The 18653-nt window shown below is 63.6% G+C and carries 18 protein-coding genes; 11 read left to right on the forward strand and 7 right to left on the reverse strand.

The features are described from left to right. Positions 1-79 precede the first annotated feature (79 nt). Positions 80-1429: an amidase gene (locus QUH67_RS11760; RefSeq protein WP_300946848.1), complete on the forward strand. Its 1350-nt coding sequence runs from the start codon at positions 80-82 to the stop codon at positions 1427-1429. Beyond that, the gene (locus QUH67_RS11765; protein ID WP_300948014.1) at positions 1422-2108 is read left to right on the forward strand and encodes a DUF2848 domain-containing protein; all 687 of its coding nucleotides are present in this window, start codon (positions 1422-1424) and stop codon (positions 2106-2108) included. Before QUH67_RS11760 ends, QUH67_RS11765 begins: the two co-directional genes overlap by 8 nt. A gap of 9 nt (positions 2109-2117) precedes the next feature. Here QUH67_RS11765 and QUH67_RS11770 read toward each other — a convergent pair whose 3' ends face one another. Continuing rightward, positions 2118-2885 carry a transglycosylase domain-containing protein gene (locus QUH67_RS11770; protein WP_300946849.1) on the reverse strand — a complete coding sequence of 256 codons (768 nt, stop codon included), beginning with the start codon at positions 2883-2885 and terminating at the stop codon, positions 2118-2120. A 180-nt stretch (positions 2886-3065) separates the two neighbouring features. Between QUH67_RS11770 and QUH67_RS11775 the strand changes: the two genes are divergently transcribed. The 3 genes from QUH67_RS11775 (at position 3066) to QUH67_RS11785 (ending at position 5790) form a co-directional block, all read left to right on the forward strand. Next, on the forward strand, positions 3066-3812 hold the full coding sequence (locus QUH67_RS11775) for a 2OG-Fe(II) oxygenase (protein ID WP_300946850.1): 747 nt from the start codon (positions 3066-3068) through the stop codon (positions 3810-3812). 12 nt (positions 3813-3824) lie between these two features. Next, positions 3825-4478 (forward strand): DNA oxidative demethylase AlkB, encoded by a 654-nt coding sequence (alkB, locus tag QUH67_RS11780; RefSeq protein ID WP_300946851.1) that lies wholly within the window; start codon positions 3825-3827, stop codon positions 4476-4478. Positions 4479-4560: 82 nt separating this feature from the next. After that, positions 4561-5790: an MFS transporter gene (locus QUH67_RS11785; protein WP_300946852.1), complete on the forward strand. Its 1230-nt coding sequence runs from the start codon at positions 4561-4563 to the stop codon at positions 5788-5790. On the opposite strand, the gene QUH67_RS11790 is transcribed toward QUH67_RS11785, so the two are convergent. The 6 genes from QUH67_RS11790 to hpaH all read right to left on the reverse strand — a co-directional run bounded on the left by QUH67_RS11790 (position 5787) and on the right by hpaH (position 12215). Further along, positions 5787-7418, reverse strand: coding sequence for a thiamine pyrophosphate-dependent enzyme (locus tag QUH67_RS11790; protein ID WP_300946853.1), 1632 nt, complete (start codon positions 7416-7418; stop codon positions 5787-5789). The genes QUH67_RS11785 and QUH67_RS11790 overlap by 4 nt on opposite strands. A 27-nt stretch (positions 7419-7445) precedes the next feature. After that, entirely contained in the window at positions 7446-8315 is an 870-nt protein-coding gene (locus QUH67_RS11795; RefSeq protein WP_300946854.1) for a fumarylacetoacetate hydrolase family protein, read from the reverse strand. 12 nt (positions 8316-8327) lie between these two features. Further along, positions 8328-9311, reverse strand: coding sequence for a 3,4-dihydroxyphenylacetate 2,3-dioxygenase (gene hpaD, locus QUH67_RS11800; RefSeq protein WP_300946855.1), 984 nt, complete (start codon positions 9309-9311; stop codon positions 8328-8330). A gap of 145 nt (positions 9312-9456) precedes the next feature. Then, positions 9457-10992 (reverse strand): 5-carboxymethyl-2-hydroxymuconate semialdehyde dehydrogenase, encoded by a 1536-nt coding sequence (hpaE, locus tag QUH67_RS11805; RefSeq protein ID WP_300946856.1) that lies wholly within the window; start codon positions 10990-10992, stop codon positions 9457-9459. Then, entirely contained in the window at positions 10985-11383 is a 399-nt protein-coding gene (locus tag QUH67_RS11810; protein WP_300946857.1) for a 5-carboxymethyl-2-hydroxymuconate Delta-isomerase, read from the reverse strand. The genes hpaE and QUH67_RS11810 overlap by 8 nt, the downstream gene beginning before the upstream one ends. 25 nt (positions 11384-11408) lie before the next feature. Beyond that, positions 11409-12215 (reverse strand): 2-oxo-hept-4-ene-1,7-dioate hydratase, encoded by an 807-nt coding sequence (gene hpaH, locus QUH67_RS11815; RefSeq protein ID WP_300946858.1) that lies wholly within the window; start codon positions 12213-12215, stop codon positions 11409-11411. Positions 12216-12360: 145 nt separating this feature from the next. Between hpaH and hpaR the strand changes: the two genes are divergently transcribed. The 6 genes from hpaR (at position 12361) to QUH67_RS11845 (ending at position 18617) form a co-directional block, all read left to right on the forward strand. Next, positions 12361-12897, forward strand: coding sequence for a homoprotocatechuate degradation operon regulator HpaR (gene hpaR, locus QUH67_RS11820; protein ID WP_300946859.1), 537 nt, complete (start codon positions 12361-12363; stop codon positions 12895-12897). Positions 12898-13096: 199 nt separating this feature from the next. Then, positions 13097-14182, forward strand: coding sequence for a malate/lactate/ureidoglycolate dehydrogenase (locus tag QUH67_RS11825; protein ID WP_300946861.1), 1086 nt, complete (start codon positions 13097-13099; stop codon positions 14180-14182). 51 nt (positions 14183-14233) lie between these two features. Beyond that, complete coding sequence (locus tag QUH67_RS11830) at positions 14234-15013, forward strand: HpcH/HpaI aldolase family protein (protein WP_300946862.1); 780 nt, start codon at positions 14234-14236, stop codon at positions 15011-15013. A gap of 92 nt (positions 15014-15105) precedes the next feature. Further along, a complete protein-coding gene (locus tag QUH67_RS11835) occupies positions 15106-16632 on the forward strand; it encodes a UxaA family hydrolase (RefSeq protein ID WP_300946863.1) in 1527 nt (508 codons plus the stop codon). 178 nt (positions 16633-16810) lie between these two features. Then, positions 16811-17332, forward strand: a complete 522-nt coding sequence (locus tag QUH67_RS11840) for a PAS domain-containing protein (protein WP_300946864.1) — start codon at positions 16811-16813, stop codon at positions 17330-17332. Then, entirely contained in the window at positions 17310-18617 is a 1308-nt protein-coding gene (locus QUH67_RS11845; protein ID WP_300946865.1) for a methyl-accepting chemotaxis protein, read from the forward strand. The genes QUH67_RS11840 and QUH67_RS11845 overlap by 23 nt, the downstream gene beginning before the upstream one ends. Positions 18618-18653 lie beyond the last annotated feature (36 nt).

Here is an 18653-nt window from a genome sequence, read left to right on the forward strand (position 1 = left end):
GACAGCGCTTGTATGCCAGGGCGGCATCGGAGATAGTCCGCTCCACGGTAAAATCGCATAGAGAGCCATCAGGAACGTCATGCCGAACCATCCGACACTTGCCAGCTTGGCCGCCGATCTGGACACAGGCCGCACCACCGCGCGCAAACTCGTTGAGGATTGTCTTGCACGGATTGCCGACCCCGCCGGCGAGGGCGCGCGGACCTTCATTCAGGTCGACAAGGATGCGGCGCTTGCCTCCGCCGACGCGATGGATCATCTGCGCAAGGCCAACGCCGCGCCGTCGCGCTATGCCGGCATTCCGGTCTCGATCAAGGATCTTTATGATATCAGGGGACAGGTGACCCGCGCCGGCTCCCGCGCGCTGGAGGATTCCGCGCCGGCGGAGGCCGATGCGCCTGTCGTGGCGCGGCTGCGCCGGGCCGGCTTCATCGTCATCGGCCGCACCAACATGACTGAATTCGCCTATTCCGGCATCGGCATCAATCCGCATTTCGGCACACCGAAAAGCGCCTGGAATCGCAGTGTCGGTCACGTGCCCGGCGGCTCGTCCTCGGGCGCGGCGGTTTCGATCGCCGATCGCATGGCCTACGGCGCGCTCGGCACCGATACGGGCGGCTCCTGCCGAATTCCAGCCGCCTATAACGGCATCGTCGGCTACAAGCCGACGCAACGCCGCGTGCCGCTCGACGGCGGCGTGCCGCTGTCGTTCTCGCTCGACAGTTTTGGCCCGCTGGCGCGCAGCGTCGATTGCTGCGCGGTATTGGATGCCGTGCTTGCCGATGAAGACGTGCAGCCGTTGCAGCCGCGCCCGGTCAAGGGCATGCGGCTGGCGGTGCCGACCACGATCGCGCTCGACGACCTCGACGAGGAAGTCGCCAGCACGTTCGAGCGCACGCTGGCGAATTTATCGCGGAAGGGCGCTTCGATCGAGCGGATCGAAGTGCCGGAGTTTCACGATGTCGGCGTCATGAACAGCAAGGGCGGTTTTGCCGCGGCGGAAAGCTACGCCTGGCACCGCTATCTGATCGTCAGCCATGGTGATGTCTACGATCCCCGGGTTCGCGTCCGTATTCTGCGCGGCGAGGGCATCAGTGCCGCCGATTACATCGATATCCTCAATGCGCGCCGCTCGTTCATTGCGCGAACTGAACAGCGGATCGCCCCCTATGACGCGCTGGTGCTGCCGACCACCGCGAACACGCCGCCCGTCATCGCCGACCTCGCCGATGACCAGGCCTTTACCACGCAGAATTTGCGAGCGCTGCGCAACTGTACGCTGATCAACGTGCTCGACGGCTGCGCCATCTCGCTGCCGGCGCATCGCGAAGGCGAGGTGCCGGTCGGGCTGATGCTGGCCGGCGCGGGCGGATCGGACCGCCGTATCTTCGAACTGGCTGCCGGAATGGAGAATGTCATCCGTGTATGATCTGACCTTCAACGTCGAGGACAAGGGCGCCTTGACGCCGCTGACGCTTGCGATCGATCAGGCCGTCATCGCCGGCTGGACCGGCCGTGATCCGGTGGCGCGCGACAAGCACATCGCCGAGCTCGAAGCGATCGGTATCGCGCGGCCCGTCACGACACCGATCTACTACCGCTGCTCGGTGCGGCGCATCACGCTGGAGGATCGCATCGAGGTTTCGGGTGGCGACTCCAGCGGCGAGGTCGAGTTCGTGCTGATCGGCTGGCAGGGCCGCATCTTCGTCGGCTGTGGCTCCGACCATACCGACCGCAAGGTGGAGAGCTACAGCGTCACCGTATCGAAACAGATGTGCGACAAGCCGATGGCTTCGGTGCTGTGGGAGCTGGAGGATGTCATCGCGCACTGGGACAAGCTGATCCTGCGTTCCTGGGCCGTCATCGACGGCGCGCGGGTGCTGTATCAGGAGGGCACGCTCGACGCGATGCTACCGGTGAAGGACCTCATCGAGCGCGGTTTTGGAGCTAAGGGCCTGCCCGACGGCTGCGCGATGTTCGGCGGCACCTTTGCCGCCAAGGGCGGAATCCGCCCCGCCAGCCGGTTCGAGTTCGAACTGGAGGACCCCGTGCTGAAGCGGAAGATCAGCCACGGGTATGATGTGATTACGATGCCGGTGCGGGGATAAATTGACGCTTCACCGATTGATCGGTGTGTTCTGGCCGTCGATCGGCTTGTTGTTGGCCGGCGGCGGATGGGCCTTGGCCGCTACGGCCTGCGCCTCGCTGATGACCTCAGCCTTTAGCATGCGATCGATGACGAGGTCTCTGGTTGACCCGTCATAACCTTGGCTCCGGTGGGGCCGTCTGGCACGGACCAACATGAATGCGATTTCGTGGACATCGAGTTCCGCGAGCGGCTTGCCGAAATACGCTTCCGCGGCCATGACAACACCATTGGCATTCCGGCCGAAATATGTGCCGTTCAGGTAGATTTCGAGAATGCGGTCTCTCGACAATGCGCGTTCGACACGCCCCATGAAAACCCAATTTCCAATATGCCAGTCGATCCCCTTGCAACATTGGGGACTCAATGCTTTCAGGCAGTATCGGGTGACCGACAACGAGATATTTGACCCTGTCGGCCTGCGATTGGAGATCGCGGCAAGCGCGAATTGCATTAGGGGGCCGGCTGACGGCGGCGCGTAGAAATCGGGATCCTCAAACGCAACGACCGCCTTGCGTACCAAGGGCGGAATATCGGCGAGTCGAACGAACGCGCCGCGACCGCCAGCCGCGCAGACGTGATCTGTCGATGAGAGCGCCGAGAGTGTACTCTCGGTGGGGAGGCCGATACCGTATTGATAGTGCCAGACCAGCCAGCCTGTGAGCCATAGCAACGCCACGCCTGCCAGTGAGAGCAGGGCCAAGAGGGACTTGCCGAAGATCATAAGCGCCTTGCGCATGGGACCCGGGGTACGGTGCTTGGCCGCATATTGCCGGCAAATAGTGCCGAGAGTTAGCCGGTTCCAGTAGCAGATCTTGCGGAAATCGGGTGGTGGATGTGGCCCGGAATTGCGAAACAGTCGGTCATTCCAGGCCCGCCGCTTCGAGCCGTCCCGGAATAACGAATTCCGGAGACCGACATGCCCAAGGCCAACTTCGCGACCATCGACGCAGATCCCGTCAGCATCGCCACCCGCGTCGATGCCATCGACTGGAAGCAGGCGACTGCCGACCTCGACGCGCAAGGCTGCGCCGTCCTGAAGGGACTGTTGACGCTGGAAGAATGCGCCGCGGTAGCCGCGCTCTATCCGGATGACAAGAATTTCCGAAGTAAGGTCGTGATGGGCCGCCACGGCTTCGGCCGTGGTGAATACAAGTATTTCGCCTATCCGCTTCCCGACCTGATCGCGCAACTGCGCCCCGAGCTTTACGCACGGCTTTGTGCCGTCGCCAACCGTTGGAACGAGACGATGGGGATCGACATCCGCTACCCTGATAGCCACAAGGCGTTTCTGAAACGCTGCCACGATGCCGGGCAGACGCGGCCGACACCGCTGCTGCTGCAATATGGCGAGGGTGACTACAACTGCCTGCATCAGGATCTCTATGGCGAGCATGTGTTTCCGCTGCAGGTCGCGATCCTGCTGTCGCAGCCGGGGCGCGATTTCGAAGGCGGCGAGTTCGTGCTGACGGAGCAGCGCCCGCGGATGCAGTCGCGGCCCGAGGTGGTTCCGCTCCGGCAGGGTGACGCGGTCGCGTTTGCTGTGCATCACCGGCCGGTGCAGGGGACGCGCGGACCTTATCGGGTTAATCTGCGCCATGGCGTCAGCCGGATCCGCTCCGGCCACCGCCACACGGTCGGCGTGATCTTCCACGATGCCAAATGAGTGCGGACGAAGTTGACTGCAGATTTGTTTGAGGCCATTCCGGATGTGCGCCCGTTACGCGAGGTGATGGCGGACGGCGCAGTATTGCTGCGTGGCTTCGCACAGGATTTTGAGAACGAATTAATCCCGGCGCTCCGCGAGATCATCGCGCAAGCACCGTTCCGGCGCATGTTCACGCCCGGCGGTCACCAGATGTCGGTCGCCATGACCAATTGCGGCAGCGCCGGCTGGGTCACCGACCACAGTGGCTATCGCTATGACAGCATTGATCCCGATTCAGGCAAACCCTGGCCGGCTATGCCGCCGGCCTTTCGCGAGCTTGCCGCGCAGGCGGCCGTCGCCGGCAGCTTTGCAAACTTCGCCCCCGATGCCTGCCTGATCAATCGCTACGTGCCCGGCGCGCGGATGTCGCTGCACCAGGACAGGGACGAGCAGGATTTTGCCGCGCCGATCGTGTCGGTGTCGCTCGGTCTGCCCGCGGTCTTCATGTTCGGCGGCCCAAAGCGTGCCGACAAGCCGCGCCGCTACCGGCTGGAGCACGGTGACGTCGTGGTGTGGGGCGGGCCGTCGCGGTTGTTCTTCCACGGCGTGGCGCCGCTCGCCGACGGCGAACATGTTTCGATGGGCCGCCAGCGCATCAACCTGACTTTTCGCAAGGCGCAGTGATCCTCCCTCTCTATTTGTGGGAGAAGGAAAGAGGGCGTTCCATGGCGGGTTCCCATGGTTTATGTTCATACCAGGGGCCGACATGACTGCATCCGAAGCAACGTCCGACACCAGCACGACCGGCGCCGGCGTCTATCTCGCCATCCTGCAACTGGTGTTCACGCTGGGCTGGACCACTTACGTTATCTATCTGCCGAAACTGTGCGCCGATGTCGGGATCGAACCGGCATATGTCATCCTCATCCTGATGTTGGATCAGGCGATCTTCACCATCGCGGACACTGCGATGGGCATTGCTGCGGACCGGATCGCCCCGTTTGTCGGCAAGCTTGGCGTTTTTGTGGGCGCGTTCACCGCAATCTCCTGTGCGGCGTTCATCGCGCTGCCGTTCGTGGCCGGCACCGGGCCCGGCGCGCAGGTCTGGTTCATCGGGCTGGCCCTGATCTGGGTCGTGACGTCGTCGGCGTTGCGCGCGCCGCCGCTGACGTTGCTGGGCAAATACGCCGCACGGCCGGCGATTCCGTTTCTCTCGGCGCTGGCGATGGTTGGCTACGGCCTCGCGGGGGCGGTGTCACCCTATCTTGGCGTGGTGCTGCGCAATCACGACCCGCGACTGCCGTTCGTGATCTCGGGACTGGTGCTGCTGACTGTGACGCTTGCGTTGTCGAAGGTCGAAGGCAGCCTGGCGCGGTCAACGCCGGTTGATAAAAAGTCGGCTGCGCCGGCAAAACCGCTCGGCCAGGTGCCGATGTTCTTCATCGCCTTGATGGTCATTCTGTCGCTCGGTTATCAGCTGCATTTTTCGCTCAACAGCACGCCGTTCTTCCTGCGTTTCGCCAAACCGGACGAGTTGCAATGGCTGATGCCGGTGTTCTGGATCGGCTTCAACATCGCGATGTTTCCGGCCAGCGTTATCGTCAAGCATCGGGGCGGGCTGATCGTGATGGGCGTCGCCGGACTTCTCGGGGCGCTGGCCGTGTTGGGTGCGGAGATGGCCGGCAACCTGAACATGCTGATCGCAGCGCAGTTCGTTGCGGGCGCTGCCTGGGGCTGCATGCTGATGGCCGCGGTTTCGGCTGCGCTCGCCATCGGGGAGACCGGCGCCGAGGGCAAGGTGGTGGGGCTGGTATTTTCAGCGCTGGCGCTTGCGACCTTTGCGCGGATGGCGGCGGTCGCCGGCGGCCTGCAGAAGCTGCCGGAATACGCGCCGCTGCTACATTGGGCGCCGGTGGCATGCTGGTCGGTCGCCGGTGCGGGCCTGCTGGTGATTGCAGCCTCGCGGGTGCAGAGGACTTTGGTGAGGCAGGTTTAGATATTCTTCGCCGGATGGATGAACGCCCACGGGCTCACTTCCGAATCCGTCGGCACTTCCACGGAGATCACATACGGTCCGCCGTCGGCCAGCGCCTTTTCCAGTGCGGCCTTGAACTGGTCCGGCGCGGTGACGCGCGCCGCTCCGACGCCGAAGGATTCCGCAAGTTTCACGAAGTCCGGATTGACGAGATCCGACGCCACCACGCGGCCGTCAAAACGCTCGCGCTGGTCGCGGCGCACATTGCCATAGGCGTTGTTGTTGAACACCAGCGTGACCACGCCGATCTTGAACTGCGCGGCGGTCGACAGTTCCTGCACCGCGAACATAAAGCCGCCGTCGCCGGTGATGGCGACCACCGGCTTGTCCGGATTGGCGACCTTGGCGCCGAGCGCGGTCGGGAAACCGGAGCCGAGCGTGCCCTGATAGCCGGACGTGATGAAGGTACGCGGTTCGTAGACCGGAAAGCCGTACCAGGAGGCGAAGCCGACCTGCGACAATTCGTCGGTGACGATCGCATTGGCCGGCAGCACCTCGCGCAGGATGTTCAGATACGCCATCTGCGGCTGCACCTTCTGGATCTCCTCAAGCGCCGCCGCGGTCGCCTCGCGGATTTCACCGCGCCGGCTGCTGCTCTTGCTGTAACCAACCTTTTTCACGGCGGTGACCAGGTCAGCCGTGCCGGCCTTGGCGTCAGCGACGATGGCGGCATCAGCCGGCACCCGGCGCATTTCGACGGGATCGATATCGATGCGAACGGATTTCAGCCCCTTCGGTTGATACGGCCAGCGGAAGCCGGAGGCCGGAAGCTCTGCGCGGGTGCCGATCGCGATCATCAGGTCGGTAGCCGGCCAAAGCTTGTAGGCCGCCGCCATGGTCAGCCCAAGCTCGTGCGCATTGGAGACGATGCCGCGGCCGCTGCGAAATGCCACCACGGGCGCGTCGATCATCTCGGCGAGTTCGAGGATTTCCTCGCCGGCATGCAGTGCGCCGCTGCCGACAAAGATCATCGGCCGCTTCGCATTCTTGGTCAGCGTAGCGGCGGCCTTGATCCGGTCGGGGTCGGGCTGCGGGGCGGGGAAGGGATCGAACACCTCGGAGGCGCCGACCTGCGAGCGCTGGGTAAAGACATCCCAGGGCATTTCCAGCGATGCGGGACCTCGACGGCCCGACAGCATTTCCTGAAACGCGCGCGAGACCAGCGAGGGGGCCGCGCCGGGATATTCGATGCGGTCGGCCCATTTGACGAATGTGCGGAGGGTGGCCAACTGGTCCGGCATCTCGTGCAGATGGCCGCGGCCCTTGCCGAGAAAATTCGTCGGCACCTGGCCGGTGAGGCACAGTACCGGCTCGTTGCACCCAAAGGCGGTCAGCAGCGCAGCGCTGGCGTTGAGCACGCCGGGACCGGGCACCACGCTGAATACGCCGGGCTTGCCTGAGGAACGCGCATAGCCAAACGCCATGTAGCCACAGGCCTGCTCGTGGCGTGCACCGATCACTTTCAGCTGCGCCTGATGAAAGGCGTCGAACAGGCCGTAAACTTGCGCGCCCGGCAGGCCGAACACGGTGTCGACGCCATGCGCGACGAGGCCATTGACGATTGCTTCGCCGCCGGAAGTTGAGGTCATTGCTTTTCCACTCGCTTGCAGAATTGATCAGGCTTCGTCGGCAACGCCGTTCTTCAGCACCCCGACACCGTCGGCTTCAACCTCAATGATGTCGCCGGGCTTGAGATAGCGCGGCGGATCGAACCTTGCACCGGCGCCGGTCGGCGTGCCCGTCACGATGACGTCACCGGGCACCAGCGTCGTGAAGGTCGAGAGATAGTTGATGAGGTAGCGGAAGCCGAAGATCAACCGCCCGGTGCGGTCGTCCTGCCGCGTCTCGCCATTGACCCGCGTGGTAAGGCGAATGTCGGCGATCTGGCCTTCATCGGTGTAGGGTACGATCCAGGGGCCGAGGCTGCCGGTGGAGTCAAAGTTCTTGCCCTGCGTGACGTTGAACTTGGCGTGGCGCACCCAGTCGCGGATCGTGCCTTCGTTGCACAGCGTGATCGCAGCGATGTGATCCAGCGCATCGCTTTCCTTAATATGCCGCCCCGCCTTGCCGATGACCAGCACCAGCTCGCCCTCGTAGTCGAGCTGCACCGAGGCGCGCGGGCGGATCAGCGGCGCGTTGTGGCCGACAAAGGAGCGCGGCGTGCGCATGAACATGCTCGGATATTTCGGTGCGTCCTGGCCGTCCTTGTATTCGGCATTGCGGTCGGGGTAGTTGACGCCGATGCAGATGATCTTTTCCGGGGCGGGGATCGGTGGCTGCCAGGCGATCGAATCGAGCGCATGGTCCGGCGAAAGCCGCGCGCCTTCTTCGGCGAGTTTCATCAAAGCCCCGGCGGCGATGACTTCGCGCAGTGTCGGGTAGTCCTTGGCAAAACGCGCGGACAGATCGACGATGCCGGCATCGGTCACGGCGCCGTATTTTGGCGAGCCGCTGACGGTGAAGGTGGCGAGACGGGGAGTGGCCATTTGTTCTGTCCGTCAGTCTGCAATCGTGACATCGGCGATAAAGGCCGGCTCGCGCACGGCCTGGCCTGTGAATGGCGTTCCCTCTTCGAACCAGGAGCGCGGCGCGGGTGCGCCCCACAGCGTCTGCCGGCGCGGGTCCTTCAGCGACCAGCGCAACGGTTCGTGGTCGTGATCGCCCGTAAAATAGTCGCTGGTGTAGAGCTCTAGGCGATGGCCGTCGGGATCCCGGACATAGAGAAAGAAAGCGTTCGAGATGCCGTGGCGGCCGGGGCCGCGCTCGATGTTCTTCAGGTAACCGCTGGAAGCCATGACGTCGCAGAGATGCAGGACGTTCATCGCGGTCGGCACCCAATAGGCAAAATGGTGCAAGCGGGGGCCGCGGCCGTTGGTGATGGCAAAGTCGTGCACATTGCCCTTGCGGTGCATCCAGGCCGCGGCGATCCGTCCGTTCGGACCGTCTTCCTCGCCATACTCGGTCAGGCGGAAGCCGAGCCGGGCGTAGAAGTCGATCGTGTTCTGCACCTCGGGCGAAAAGACGTTGAAATGGTCGAGCCGTTGCGGATGGCAGCCTTTATATAGATCGTAGCGTCGCAAGAGATGCGGACGCTTCTCCATTGTCGCATAGAGCTCGAGCTGGAATCCGGCCGGATCGGTGAATTGCAGCGTACGGCCCTGAAACGGCTGATCGGCAAAGGCGTAGGTGATGCCGTTCTCGGAAAGGAAGCTCGCCGCGTTGTCGAGATCGCCGTCATTGCCGACCTTGAATCCGAGCCGGCTGCAGGCGGCCACGGGCGCCTTTCGCAGCACCAGCGAGTGATGCTGATGTTCCTCGCTGCCGCGCAGGTACACGGTCTTGTCGTCGGCGTCCTCGACATGCAAGCCGACGGTGGTTTCGTAGAACGCGCGGCTCTTGCCGAGGTCGACGACATCGAGCACGGCGTGGCTGCAGCGGATGATGTTGAAGGGGGGATCGAAGATGTGTGTCGGAACGGGCATGTGGTTTCCTCACTCTCGCTCGTCATTCCGGGGCAGCCCGCAGGGCTGAACCCGGAATCCATTTTCCCGGCAGGCTTGGATTCTCTGATGTGCAATTGCACATCATAGTTCGGCGCTGCGCGCCGCCCCGGAATAACGGACGTTGTTAAATTCCCAGTTTCTGAATCTTGTGCGTCCCGCGCGCGAGCGAGACGTGCTTGGTTTCCATGTAGAAGTCGAACGAGTAGTCGCCGCCGTCGCGGCCGATGCCGGACGATTTCATGCCGCCGAACGGCGTCGGCAGATGGCGGACGTTTTCGGAGTTAAGCCAGATCATGCCGGCCTCCAGCGCATCGGCGACGCGCAGCGCGCGGCCCATGTCGCCGGTCCAGACATAGCCGGTGAGGCCGTATTGCACGCCGTTGGCAATCTCGATGGCATCTTTTTCGTCCTTGAACGGGATCACGGTCAGGAACGGGCCGAACACTTCCTCCTGCGCCACCCGCATTTTGGCCGTTGCGCCGGTCACCAGCGTCGGCTGCACGTAATGCCCGCCGCCCGGACCATCGTGCCGCTTGCCGCCGACTGCAATGGTGGCGCCGTCCTTTTGGGCGATATCAAAGTAGCTGCAGACTTTGGCCAGATGCCGTTCATGGATCAGCGGCCCGATTTCGGTGGCGGGGTCGAGGGGGTGCCCGACCTTCAACGCTTTCACCCGCGCCGTGAGCTTGTCGATGAACTTGTCGGCGATGCCTTGCTGAACCAGCAGCCGGCTTGACGACGTGCAGCGCTCGCCATTGAGCGAGTAGATCATGAACACGACGGCATCCAGCGCACGGTCGAGATCGGCGTCGTCGAACACGATCACGGGGTTCTTGCCGCCGAGTTCGAAATGGACGCGCTTCAGGGTAGGGGCGCCCTGCGCCATGATCGCCGAACCCGTCGCGCTCTCGCCGACAAAGCCGATCGCCTTGATCGCGGGATGCTCGGTCAGCGCCTTGCCGGCCTCCTCGCCCATGCCATGGACGGTGTTGAGAACGCCGTCGGGCAGGCCGGCCTGCTTTGCCAATCTCGCCAACAGGTCGGCGGTGACGGGTGACCATTCGGCCGGCTTGTGCACGACGGTGCAGCCGGCAGCCAGCGCCGGGGCGATCTTCCAGGTCGACAGCATGAACGGCGTGTTCCACGGCGTGATGACGCCGACCGGGCCGATCGGCACCCGGGTCGAGATATTCCAATGCTCTTCGCTCGGCGTGTTGAGCCCGTCTCTTGCCTCAGCGCATTTGTCGGCGAAGAAACGGAAGTTCTCCGCCGCCCGGATCGCGGCCTTGGCCATGAAGCGGTGCGCCTGGCCGGTGTCGATGCATTCGAGTACCGCGATGTCGTCGGCGTTGTCCTCGATCGCATCGGCCACGCGATGCAACAGTTTCTTCCGCGCTGCCGGCGGCATGTCGCGCCAGGACTTGAAGGCGGCAGCGGCCGCCGTCGCCGCGCGGTCGATGTCTTCGGCATTGCCGCGCGCGACGGTCGCCAGCACCGATCCGTCGACGGGCGAGGCGGTCTCGAATGTCTGGCCCGTAGAAGACGGGACGGCCTTGCCGTTAATCAGATGGCTGATGCCTTCACTCTTTAAATTGGCGAGCAGGGGGGCGGCGCGGTCGCGGTTGGCCTGAAAGCCGTCCTTGGGCGTTCCTTTATCCATTGTGAGCCTCCACTTTCAGAGCTTCGTGGATGTTGTTGCGTTTCCAGCTGGTTTCCTTGTCGTTGATCTGCATGTCGAACGAGAGCGCGAACTTTTCCTTGGCAAACACCGGATCGAGGTGGGCCGACAGCGCCTTGAAGATATGCTCGCCGGCCTTCTTGCGGGTAGCAAGGTCGCGGCCTTCGCCGAGCCGCAGCACCATGGCGAGAAAGGACAGGCTCTTCTGGCCGTCGGCAATCGCGTAGTGCTCGCATCTGACGGCGCGGACTCGGATACCTCCAAGCGGAAAGATACCGGTGTCGACGGCCGACTTGCGAACCAGTTCCACCACCGCGCCCATGTCGACATGGCGATCGAGATTGCCTGAATATTCAATGGTGAAGTGCGGCATGGGGCGATGGCTCCAAGTTAAAGCATCAGGCGAAGTAACAGCTCACCGAACCGTAGGGGCCATAGTCCGCCTGGATCGTGTCGCCCTTGCGGGTTTCGATCGGGCGGATGAACGAGCCGGCCAGCACCACCTGTCCGGCTTCCAGCGCCAATCCATTGGGCGCAATCTTGTTGGCGAGCCAGGCCACCGAGGTGGCGGGATGGTTGAGGACGCCGGCCGCCAGGCCGGTCTCTTCGAGCTGTCCGTTGCGGAAACACAGCGCGCCGATCCAGCGCAAATCGGCGTCCATCGGCCGGATCGGGCGGCCGCCCAGCACGATGCCGGCATTGGCGGCATTATCCGCGATGGTGTCGAAAATCGTTCGCGTCGCCTTGGTCTGCGGATCGATCCGCTCGACCCGTGTGTCGAGGATCTCCAGCGCGGGCACCACGAAGTCGGTCGCGTTGAGCACGTCGAAGATCGTGCAGTCCGGTCCCACAAGGCGCGACTTCATCACAAAGGCGAGTTCGGCCTCGACGCGGGTGGCGATGAAGCGGTCCGACGGCACCAGCCCGCCGTCGGCAAAGAACATGTCATCGAGCAGGATGCCTGAATCCGGCTCGTCGATGTTGAGCGCACTCTGCATCGCCTTCGAAGTCAGGCCGATCTTGTGGCCTCTGACGACGCGCCCCTGGCCGACCTTCATCTCGACCCAGGCCTTTTGAATGGCGTAGGAATCCTCGATCGTGATGGCGGGATGTTCGAGCGAAAGCTGCCGGATCTGTTGGCGGGTCTTCTCGGCCTGATCGAGCCGCTCGGCGGCGCTTCGGATATCGTCTTTGGAAAGGGCCATGGCGTCCGGCTGCTTCAGCAATCATCGTGGGTGAAAATCTGCTTAACATGTTAAATTGTATGCTGCAAAGTCATTTGATGCTTGTTGCGGCGCAAAACTTTAATCTTTTCGAAAGCGCTCATTCTCTGATGGCGGACGATTGAAGATGGCAGACAAGAAATCGTCGAACGGATCGCGTTCGGAGCCGGGGGGAGCGCCCGAACCGCGCCGCGCGCCGATGCGTGAGTTCTCCCGTTCGCTGCCGATGTCGTTGCTGCGCGCCCGCGAAGCGGTCATGCGGCAGTTCCGTCCGTCCTTGCGCAGCCACGGCCTGACCGAACAGCAATGGCGAATTCTTCGGGCACTGACGGCGGTCGACACCATTGAGGTGACTGAACTCGCGCGTGTCGCCTTTTTGCTGGGGCCGAGCTTGTCGCGAATCTTGCGCGACCTCGAGGCGCGCGACCTGATCGAACGCCGGACCGCCGAGGCCGACCTGCGCCGCGGCGTGGTGTCGATCTCCCCCAAGGGGTTGAAACTGATCGAGGCCGTCGCGCCGAATTCGGAAGCGATTTATGCGGAGATCACCCAGCGTTACGGCGCCCGCAAGCTTAGCGAGCTGCAGGACATGCTCGGTGAACTCGAGCGTAGCCTGGCCGCGATGGACGTGGCGGGCGAGGGCGACGCCGGGGCAGATGAGTAATCACAAATCTGCATGATGCTACCGGCCGTGCGCATAACGGCCGCGCAAATGATTGCAATCATTTGTCTAATGGTGGACACGCGAGCGAATTTTCGGTCAAAGTACTGATCAAGCCGGTCATGAAAACCGGTGCGGGAGTGTTGGGGTTCGCCGCTGACGGTCGGTGCGCCCCGTTGCAAGGACAGGCTGAAATCCGGACATGGTCACCATCAAAGCCAACCATCTGATTGATTTCGTCGCCGAGGTCTTTTCGCATTCGGAATCCTCGCCCGAGGAAGCCAGGCGGATCGCGACCTATCTCACGACCGCCAATCTCACCGGCCATGACAGCCACGGGGTGATCCGGGTTCCGGTCTATGTACGCTGGAAGAAGACAGGCAACGTCATTCCCAACCAGACCCCCGAGATCGTCGTCGATACGCCGTCGCTCGCTGTCGTGGACGGCAAGTTCGGCTATGGCCAGACCGTGACGCCGTTCGCGGTGCGGACCGGCATCGAGAAGTGCAAGAAGGCGGGGCTGTCGGCCGTCGCGCTGCGCAACGCCGGGCATATCGGCCGCGTCGGCGACTGGGCCGAAATGGCCGCCGCCGAAGGGCTGGTGTCGGTGCATTTCGTCAACGCCGCCGGCTCGCTGCTGGTGGCGCCGTTCGGCGGCGTGCAGAAGCGGCTCTCGACCGCGCCCTATTGCGTCGGCATTCCGCGCCAGGGGCAGGATCCGATCGTGCTCGATTTCGCCACTTCGGTCGTCGCCGAAGGCAAGGTGCTGGTGGCGAGCCGCGGCGGCAAGAAGCTGCCGAAGGGCGCGCTGGTCGATGCCGACGGTACGCTGAGCGAAGAACCGACCGTCCTCTATGGTCCTCACACCAAGGACGGGCCGCGCGATCACACCGCGGGAACGGGCGCGATCCGCGCCTTCGGCGAGCATAAGGGCTCGGGGCTGGCCTTCATCTGCGAACTGCTTGGCGGCGCGCTGACCGGCACCGGCGCGACGTCGGGCGACCGGCAGTTTGCCAACGGCATGCTCGCCTTCTATGTCGACCCCAAGGTGATCGACACGACCGGCTATTTCGACGGCGAAATCTCGCGCTATACCGACTTCATCCGCCAGACCAAGCCGATTGCCGGCGTCGAGAGCGTGCTCGTCCCTGGCGATCCCGAACGCAAGACCCGCGCCGAGCGCACCAAGAACGGTGTCCCGCTGCCCGACGACACCTGGGCAGCGATCGTCAATACCGCCCGCGAGGTCGGCGTCAGCGAGGCCAGCATCCAGCGGGCCGCCAGCTGATCAACTCCGTGAACTCCAACAATCGCAACGATCACAAAGGGAAAGCGATCAATGACAACCAACAACGTCAAGAAAGTATGGGCCTCGGGCAAGGCCGTGGTGAATGCGTGGCTCGCGATCCCGTCGGGTTTCTCCGCCGAAGTGATCGCGCAATGCGGCTTTGACAGCGTCACCGTCGACATGCAGCACGGCGTGCAGGACTATCTCTCGATGGTCCAGTGCTTCCAGGCGATGAACGGCCACCCGGTCACCCCCATGGTCCGCGTGCCCTGGAACGAGCCCGGCATCATCGGCAAGGTGCTCGACGGCGGCGCCTATGGCGTGATCTGCCCGATGATCAACACCCCGAAGGAAGCCAAGGACCTCGTCCAGTTCGCCAAATATCCGCCGAAGGGAACCCGTTCAAACGGCCCGATCCGCGCCGGCATGTACGGCACTGCGGGTTCGTACCAGCAGACCGCCAATGACGAGATCGTGCTGCTGCCGATGATGGAGACCAAGACCGCGATCGAGAACATGGAATCGATCCTCGACGTCGAGGGCATCGACGGCGTCTATGTCGGCCCGTCCGATCTCCGCTTCTCCTACGGCCTGACGCCGAAACTCGACGGCGATGAGCCGGAAATCCTCAAGATCTACGAGAAGATCATCAAGGAGTGCGGCAAGCGCAACCTTAATCCGGGCATTCACTGTTCCGGCGCGGAAGGCGCTGCGCGCGCCATCAACATGGGCTTCAAGCTGGTGACGCTGTCGAACGAAGTCGGCCTGATGTCGGCCTACGCCCGGATGCAGGTGAACCAGACCCGCAAGGATGCTGGCGGAAAAGCCTGAGCGCGTGAATAGCGAGTAGCGAATAGGGTGGCGAGTAGCGACTGGATCAATACCATTCGCTACTCGCCATTCGCCTTCAAGGAGATACTCCCATGACCACCCCGGCCCCCGTTATTCGCCTGCATCCCGACGATGGGGTGCTGATCGCGCGCTCGAGCCTGCCGCCCGGCATGGCGGTGGCCGACGGGGTCACCACGACCGAGCGGATTCCGGCGGGGCATAAGGTAGCGATCAAGCCGATCGCGGTGGGCGAACCGGTGCGCCGCTATGGCCAGATTATAGGCTTCGCCACCACGCCGATTTCGCCGGGCCAGCACGTACACACGCAAAACTGCGGCATGGGGGATTTCGCCAAGGACTATGCCTATGGCGTCGACGTCAAGCCGGTGCCGAATTTCGATCTGCCCGCGACCTTCGAGGGCATCCGCCGCGCCGACGGCCGGGTGGCGACGCGCAACTATATCGGCATTCTGACTTCGGTGAACTGCAGCGCCCATGTCGCCGGCATCGTCGCCGACATGTTCAAGAAGAATCCCTTTACCGGCGATAATCCGCTCGCCGATTTCCCGAATGTCGATGGTGTGGTGGCGCTGACCCACAAGACCGGCTGCGGCATGACGCAGGACGAACCGCTGGCGCTGCTGCGACGGACGCTCGGCGGCTACGCGCGGCATGCGAATTTCTCGGCCGTGGTCGTGCTGGGGCTGGGCTGCGAGGTCAACCAGATCGGCGGCCTGATGCAGGAACAGAAGCTGGCCGGCCGCCTGCGCGCGATGGATATCCAGGAAGTCGGCGGCACCCGCAAGACGGTGGAAGCCGGCATCGCCTTCGTCAAGGAGGCATTGACCGACGCCAACAAGGTCAGGCGCGAGCCGGTTCCGGCCAGCGAATTGACGGTGGCGCTGCAATGCGGCGGTTCCGACGGCTATTCCGGCGTATCGGCCAATCCGGCACTTGGTGCTGCGAGCGATTTGCTGGTCGCCCATGGCGGCACCGTGATCCTCTCGGAAACGCCGGAAACCTACGGCGCCGAACATCTCCTGACCCGCCGCGCGGTCAGCCGCGAAGTCGGCGAAAAGCTCGTCGGCCTGATGCGCTGGTGGGAGGAGTATACCAAGCGCGAAGGCGCCGAGATGAACGCCAATCCGAGCCCCGGCAACAAGGCCGGCGGCCTCACCACGATCCTTGAGAAATCGCTGGGCGCGATGGCCAAGGCCGGCAGCACCAATCTGGTAGATGTGCTGAACTACGCCGAGCCCATTACCAAGAAGGGTTTTGTCTTCATGGACACGCCCGGCTACGACCCTGTCGCGGCGACTGGGCAGGTGGCGGGCGGTGCCAATCTCGTCTGCTTTACCACCGGCCGCGGCAGCGTATTTGGCTGCAAGCCGGCCCCGTCGATCAAGCTCGCCACCAACACGCCGATGTACCAGCGTATGGAAGACGACATGGACGTCAATTGCGGCACCATCCTCGACGGCCAGGAAACCGTGCAGCAATGCGGCCAGCGCATCTTCGAGCTGATGCTGAAGACCGCATCGGGCCAGCCGACCAAGAGCGAGAGTTTTGATTTCGGCGGCGCGGAGTTCGCGCCTTGGGTGCTCGGCGCTACGATGTAGCCGCCACCGTTGCTGCGTCGTCGGCTCGCGCGCAGGCCGCATTGATCTGGATCAAATCCCGCGCAACTACGGGATGCGGTCAATCTGCATGGCTAACTCACGGATGGTTAAGGACTGTTCCAGTAGGAACGGCGGATGCGGGCACTGACGCCGACGCAGCGCGAGGATTAAGCTGGACATGTTGCCCAAGGTGCGGCCCACCGGCGTGGAAGCTCTGCTCGGCGAAGAAGAACTGATCGTGTCGAAGACCGATCCCAAGGGCCGCATTAGCTACGCCAACGATATCTTCCTTCGCATGGCGAAGTATTCCTACACGGAACTGATCGGCGCGCCGCACAGCTTGATCCGGCATCCCGACATGCCGCGCTGCGTCTTCAATCTCTTGTGGGACACACTGCAGTCCAAACGCGAGATATTCGCCTATGTCGTCAACCTGGCGAAGGATGGCAGCCACTATTGGGTATTCGCGCACGTCACGCCGACCTTCGACCAGCACGGCAATATCGTCGGCTATCATTCGAACCGCCGCAAACCCGACCGTGCGCCGATCGAATGCATCAAGCCGATCTACAAGGCGCTGCGCGAGGAAGAGGGACGGCACGCCAACGCCAAGGAAGGGATGCGCGCCGGTTCTGAAATGATGCACGGTCTGCTCAAGCAAAAGGGGCTTGCCTACGATGAATTCGTGCTCTCTCTCTAGAGCGCAAGCCGCAGTTGGCCTCGCATGCCTGCTCGCGATTGCAGAACTGGCGCTGCTCCTGGCCGCCGACCGGTTTACCGCGGTGCCCGCAACGCTGTCGGGTGCCGTCGCGCTGCTGCTCGGATACAGTATACTGATCCAGCGCCGAGGATTGACCGTGATCAGGGAAGCCGCCGAGGTCTGCCGAAAGGCGGCGGCCGGCGATCTTGAGGCCCGTATTCTCGGCGAGCGTCAGCCGGGCCGGCTCGGGGCGATGCAGAAGTCGGTCAACGACATGCTCGACATCACCGATGCTTTTGTCCGCGAGGCCTCCGCATCGATGGAGTACGCCAGCCGGGGCAAGCATTTCCGCAAGATCCTCGTGCGAGGATTGCCGGGGTCATTCCGCCATTCGGCGGCGACCATCAATTCGGGCACCGACAGTTTGGGTCGGCGCGTGGTCGAGATCGCCGATCTTTCGAAACAGTTTGGCACGCATCTGGACGAGATCGCCGGCGGCCTGGGCGCCGCTGCGACCGATCTCGAGGCCGATGCCGGTCAGGTGGCGGCGGCGGCGGAAAAGACCAGCCGCGAGACGGCGGGCGTAATCACCGCGTCGAGTAACGCGTCGACCAATGTCGCGACGGTTGCCGGCGCTGCCGAGCAGCTTGCCTCCTCGATCGCGGAGATCGGCCGCCAGGTCGCATCGTCCTCGGAAAGCACCAGCCGCGCGGTCAGCGAAGCCAACCGGGCCGGCAGCGAAATTCGCAGCCTTGCCGGCGCGGCGGCACGGATCGGCGATGTGGTCAGCCTGATCAGCGAGATCGCAGCACAGACCAATCTGCTTGCGCTCAATGCCACCATCGAGTCGGCGCGGGCCGGAGAGGCCGGCCGCGGCTTCTCCGTGGTGGCGTCCGAGGTCAAGAGCCTTGCCAATCAGACCGCGAAGGCGACCGAGGAAATCAGCGCCAAGGTCGCCGAGATGCAGCAGTCGACGACGGCCTCGGTGGCCGCCGTGGAGGCGATTACGCAGACTATTGCCGGGATCGACAAGATCACTGCGACGATCGCGTCGGCGGTCGACCAGCAGGGAATGGCAACGCGCGAAATCGCGCACAATGTGCAGCAGGCGTCCGCCGGCACCTCGCAGGTTTCGGCCAACGTCTCCGGTATCAGCGAGGCCGCAGCCGATACCGGCCGGGTGGCGTCGCGCGTGAACCGCGCTTCGGAGCGCGTTCATGGCGAAGTGGAGACACTCCGGCGCGAAGTTTCCGGGTTCCTGCAGCGGCTCACCTCCGCGGCGTAGGGGAGGACCAGGATAACCGCCCGCCTTCTCTTCGGG

This window comes from Bradyrhizobium roseum, from assembly GCF_030413175.1.
Taxonomy (GTDB): domain Bacteria; phylum Pseudomonadota; class Alphaproteobacteria; order Rhizobiales; family Xanthobacteraceae; genus Bradyrhizobium; species Bradyrhizobium roseum.

Coding starts and splice junctions, on each gene's coding strand:
- QUH67_RS11760 (WP_300946848.1), top strand. CDS start 80: ATGCCGAACCATCCGACACTTGCCAGCTTGGCCGCCGATCTGGACACA.
- QUH67_RS11770 (WP_300946849.1), bottom strand. CDS start 2,885: ATGCGCAAGGCGCTTATGATCTTCGGCAAGTCCCTCTTGGCCCTGCTC.
- QUH67_RS11775 (WP_300946850.1), top strand. CDS start 3,066: ATGCCCAAGGCCAACTTCGCGACCATCGACGCAGATCCCGTCAGCATC.
- QUH67_RS11785 (WP_300946852.1), top strand. CDS start 4,561: ATGACTGCATCCGAAGCAACGTCCGACACCAGCACGACCGGCGCCGGC.
- QUH67_RS11790 (WP_300946853.1), bottom strand. CDS start 7,418: ATGACCTCAACTTCCGGCGGCGAAGCAATCGTCAATGGCCTCGTCGCG.
- QUH67_RS11795 (WP_300946854.1), bottom strand. CDS start 8,315: ATGGCCACTCCCCGTCTCGCCACCTTCACCGTCAGCGGCTCGCCAAAA.
- hpaD (WP_300946855.1), bottom strand. CDS start 9,311: ATGCCCGTTCCGACACACATCTTCGATCCCCCCTTCAACATCATCCGC.
- hpaE (WP_300946856.1), bottom strand. CDS start 10,992: ATGGATAAAGGAACGCCCAAGGACGGCTTTCAGGCCAACCGCGACCGC.
- QUH67_RS11810 (WP_300946857.1), bottom strand. CDS start 11,383: ATGCCGCACTTCACCATTGAATATTCAGGCAATCTCGATCGCCATGTC.
- hpaH (WP_300946858.1), bottom strand. CDS start 12,215: ATGGCCCTTTCCAAAGACGATATCCGAAGCGCCGCCGAGCGGCTCGAT.
- hpaR (WP_300946859.1), top strand. CDS start 12,361: ATGGCAGACAAGAAATCGTCGAACGGATCGCGTTCGGAGCCGGGGGGA.
- QUH67_RS11825 (WP_300946861.1), top strand. CDS start 13,097: ATGGTCACCATCAAAGCCAACCATCTGATTGATTTCGTCGCCGAGGTC.
- QUH67_RS11830 (WP_300946862.1), top strand. CDS start 14,234: ATGACAACCAACAACGTCAAGAAAGTATGGGCCTCGGGCAAGGCCGTG.
- QUH67_RS11835 (WP_300946863.1), top strand. CDS start 15,106: ATGACCACCCCGGCCCCCGTTATTCGCCTGCATCCCGACGATGGGGTG.
- QUH67_RS11840 (WP_300946864.1), top strand. CDS start 16,811: ATGTTGCCCAAGGTGCGGCCCACCGGCGTGGAAGCTCTGCTCGGCGAA.
- QUH67_RS11845 (WP_300946865.1), top strand. CDS start 17,310: ATGAATTCGTGCTCTCTCTCTAGAGCGCAAGCCGCAGTTGGCCTCGCA.